Here is a 3,883-nt window from a genome sequence, read left to right on the forward strand (position 1 = left end):
TTGGCCGGCATGATCAATGCGGCTTTGAATAACCCCATGGCGATCTATGAAATGGGACCCGCGGCGGCCAGTCTGGAATTTCGCGTGGTTAACTGGATGCTGGAAAAGATCGGCTGGACCCCAGAACCCTTCCCTGACACTGTCGATGAGGATTTTGATCGTTCCAGTCATGCCGCCGGTGTCTTGGTGCACGGCGGTTCGCTCGCCAATCTCACCGCAATGCTGGCCGCCCGCGCTCGTATTGCCCCGCAAGCCTGGACTCAAGGCACACCTAAAGATCTGGCCATCATGGTCCCGAAAGTCTCGCATTACTCGAATGAACGCGCGGTTGCCATCCTGGGTCTGGGCACCAATGCCATTTACCCCATTGATGTGGACGCGTGGGGAGTTGTGCAGGTTGAGAGTCTGGAAAAGACCTACGCAAAACTAAGCGCAGATGGAAAACGTTGTATGGCGGTGATCGCCAACGCCAGTTCCACCGCCACCGGATTGCACGATCCGCTGGTGGCGATGGGTGAGTTTTGCCAACAACACGGCTTGTGGTTTCACATCGACGCCTGTCATGGCGCGACGGCCTTGTTATCCCAAAATTCCAGACATTTTCTAGATGGCATCGAGTTGGGCGATTCGGTGGTCTGGGATGCGCACAAAATGATGCAGGTCCCGGTCTTGTGTGCGGCGGCCTTATTCAAAAACGCAACCGATCTTATGGCGGCCTTTCATCAGGATGCCAGTTATCTGGCCTACGGGGAAAATCGTGAAGGCTATGACTCCGTGCAACGTGCAATTGAATGCACCAAAGCTTCACTGAGTTTGAAAATATTCCTGAATCTCGCGTTTATGGGCGAAAAGAATCTCGGTGCGTTTGTGGATGATCGATACGCCATGGCAAGCAAGTTTTACGAAATCCTAAAAACGCGGCCAAATTTCATTGCACCGTACCAACCCGAAACCAATATTTTGTGTTTCCGTTATCAAGGCGCGGATGGCAAAGCCAGTGACGACTTGCAACAAAAGATTCGCTTTGAAATGATGAAGCGTAAAGAATTTCACATCACATCCACACTCATCAACAAGATACGCTATCTGCGCGTGACCATCATGAACAAGTTGACGGATGAAAAAATCTTATCTGAAATGCTGGATGCAATTGAACAATTGGCAGTGGAGCTGGAATAGGAACTGGAATAGTTTTAGGCGTCCATATCCGGGATCAGATCGCTTTCCAGGCGAATGATCTGGTCTTTTAGCAAGAGTTTGCGTTTTTTTAAACGCCGGATCAATAGCTGATCGGAAGCCGGGTTCTCACTCAGCGCATTGATCACCTGATCAAGATCTTGATGCTCAATGCGTTTAATTTTCAAGAGTTCGATATTCTTGAAAGTTTCTGTGTCAAGTTTCCCCATGCAGTTTTCTTTCCGGATAAATACAGCTAATTTGTGAAGGGATTGATTATAAGGCCAGAAGCGCACCCAGGTCATTAAAAAACATCGAATGCTTACATTCTTCTGGTCATATATATCAGTTTGACCAGTTAGACCAAACTGCGGGCAAGGTATCGGGCAGGGTTTGTTGTACCCCGAGTTGGGCTACACCGTTACGGGGACTGTGAAAATCCGAGCCCACCGAAGCTTGCAGGTCCATGCGCAATGCAATGCCGCACAATTGTTCGATCATGTCTTTGTTGGCGCGCCCGGTGATCACTTCAATGGCATTTCCACCGACGTGTTTGAAATCACTGCATAACTGCAAGAGTTTTTTACGCGTGAGTGAGTAATGCAAAGGATGCGCTAAAACCGCTGTGCCATCGGCGGCATTAATGCGACTGATGCTCTCACGCAAATTGGGCCAGCGTGTATGCACAGCAAGTGGGCGACCTTCGCCAAGATAACGTGAAAAAGCCTGACGATACTGACTGACTTTATTCAGGTCCAACATGGCGCGCGCCAAATGGGTGCGGGTCAGTTGTCCCTGTTCGGCCAATTCTTCGGCGTGCTCGAACACATCCAGCCAGCCTTTTTTTGTCATTTTGTGTTTGATCCGAGCATTGCGTTCGGCACGCGCTTGCTGGGTCATGGCGAGTAACTCATGTAACGCCGCATGCTCGGGATCAATGTGCAAGGCAACGATGTGTACGGTCATGCCGCGTCCATCATCAGGATCGCGGGTGTTCCAGCGTGAAGAGAATTCCACCGCCGGAATTATATTTATCCCCAGGTCTTTTTTAACAACATGTTGTTTGGCCAAGTGATAACCGCCCAGTGTGTCGTGATCACTCACCGCCAAATGATGAACTCCACAAGCCATGGCGGCCTCCACCAACTCAGCTGGAGATAAACTGCCATCCGACGCCGTACTGTGGGTATGCAGATCATAGCCGGCGGTGTTTTTAGGGAACAGACTGGTTTGATTTAACATAAAATTTTATTGCACAATGTCATGTGCCAGTCCTACCGCTAAGACTTTAAGTCCGTGCAACACAATAAAACCGGTTTTGCGTGAATCTTCGAAGTTCTCACTGATCTCGGGCAAATAATCAAAGGCATAGTAGCGTTGAAAACCGATACGACCGTCGGCATTGCGTTTGGGCCAGAGTTTTTGAAACACCACGGTGCCATCGAGAAATTGTACATTTTGTTGTAGGCAAAGTTGCATGGCCACTTTATTGGCGTGCACCCGCGCTTTGGCCTGATCCCACCACAGCCAGGCCAGGGCGATGAACACCACAATATAGATCAAATACTCGAGGTTACTCTTCCACATAAGATTTTAATGCTGTTAAGACAATTTGCAGATTCAGGATAACACAGCCTGTGAATCACATGGCAGGCGGAATCTTTTTGCCTTTGGCTTGCGATTCAGGCACGATATTGGCGCGATGCTGGCGCGACTCCGGGGACATGCGTATTATAATAGACGTTTGCAATTTAACCGATTGCTTAAGCCGCAAGGTTTAATTACACATTTTTAAATGAGGTTGTTTTGATGAAAAAACTGATATTAACTCTGATCGCCAGTATTGCAATGATGACCTCTGTGCAGGCGGCAAAAATGTACGGGGTTGAGGTTGCTGAATTTGCCAGTGTGGGTGACCAGGAACTGCTATTGAATGGCGTGGGAATTCGTAAAAAAGGACCCTTTAAGGTGTATCTTGGCGCCTTGTATATTTCCGCCAAGGCCACCAATGCCAACAGCATAATCGCCGACTCCGGTTGCAAACGGGTGCAATTGCATATGTTGCGAAATCTACCAAAAAATAAAATGGTAGGCGCGATCGTTGAAGGCTTTAAGGCCAATACTGCCGATATGGCCTCAATACAGATCCGGGTGGATGAATTTATCAGCTACATGGAAAAAGTGAAAAAGGGCGATAGTATTCAATTCGATTTTGTGCCCGAGAGTGGTACCAGCATTGTGATCAACGGCAATAACAAAGGCACCATTGTGGGCAAGGATTTTTTTGATGCTTTAATGAGAGTCTGGATTGGTGAAACACCGGCGGATAAAAAACTTAAAGCGGCAATGTTAGGCAGATAAGTTTTATTGTGTCTGGAAGTCCTTAAGATTAATTTTAATAATCATCTGCCAATGCACGGAACCAGTCGACAGCAGTTTTCCCATGCACCATAAAGAAAGGATTGAGTATTTCATCTTTGGTGTTGTAACGTAGCGGACTGCCATCGAGTTTTTCAACCGCGCCACCGGCGGCTTCTACCACAGCTTGTGCGGCGGCGGTGTCCCATTCCGAGGTTGGCCCAAGACGCGGATAACAATCCGCCAGACCTTCGGCCACCAGACAAAACTTTAACGAACTTCCCATGGCCACTGTCTTATGCTCCCCAAGCTTGGCCAGATATTGTTTTAAGCCCTCACTTTGGTGTGA

At 48.4% G+C, this 3,883-nt stretch carries 6 protein-coding genes; 2 read left to right on the forward strand and 4 right to left on the reverse strand.

From position 1 onward, the window contains the following. Positions 1–1,179 (forward strand): aminotransferase class V-fold PLP-dependent enzyme (locus tag HKN88_03815; protein ID NNC97180.1); only part of this gene is annotated, 1,179 nt, incomplete at its 5' end. Between the two features lie 14 nt (positions 1,180–1,193). Here HKN88_03815 and HKN88_03820 read toward each other — a convergent pair. The 3 genes from HKN88_03820 to HKN88_03830 form a co-directional block, all read right to left on the reverse strand. Next, positions 1,194–1,406 (reverse strand): DUF465 domain-containing protein, encoded by a 213-nt coding sequence (locus tag HKN88_03820; protein ID NNC97181.1) that lies wholly within the window; start codon positions 1,404–1,406, stop codon positions 1,194–1,196. Between the two features lie 115 nt (positions 1,407–1,521). Next, complete coding sequence (locus HKN88_03825; protein NNC97182.1) at positions 1,522–2,418, reverse strand: PHP domain-containing protein; 897 nt, start codon at positions 2,416–2,418, stop codon at positions 1,522–1,524. A gap of 6 nt (positions 2,419–2,424) precedes the next feature. Next, entirely contained in the window at positions 2,425–2,763 is a 339-nt protein-coding gene (locus HKN88_03830; GenBank protein ID NNC97183.1) for a DUF3301 domain-containing protein, read from the reverse strand. 222 nt (positions 2,764–2,985) lie between these two features. Between HKN88_03830 and HKN88_03835 the strand changes: the two genes are divergently transcribed. Then, the gene (locus HKN88_03835) at positions 2,986–3,537 is read left to right on the forward strand and encodes a chalcone isomerase family protein (protein NNC97184.1); all 552 of its coding nucleotides are present in this window, start codon (positions 2,986–2,988) and stop codon (positions 3,535–3,537) included. Between the two features lie 34 nt (positions 3,538–3,571). Here HKN88_03835 and HKN88_03840 read toward each other — a convergent pair. Next, a partial coding sequence (locus HKN88_03840; GenBank protein ID NNC97185.1) for a 3'(2'),5'-bisphosphate nucleotidase CysQ occupies positions 3,572–3,883 on the reverse strand: 312 nt, incomplete at its 5' end.

The organism is Gammaproteobacteria bacterium, from assembly GCA_013001575.1.
Classification (GTDB): Bacteria; Pseudomonadota; Gammaproteobacteria; order Steroidobacterales; family JABDMI01; genus JABDMI01.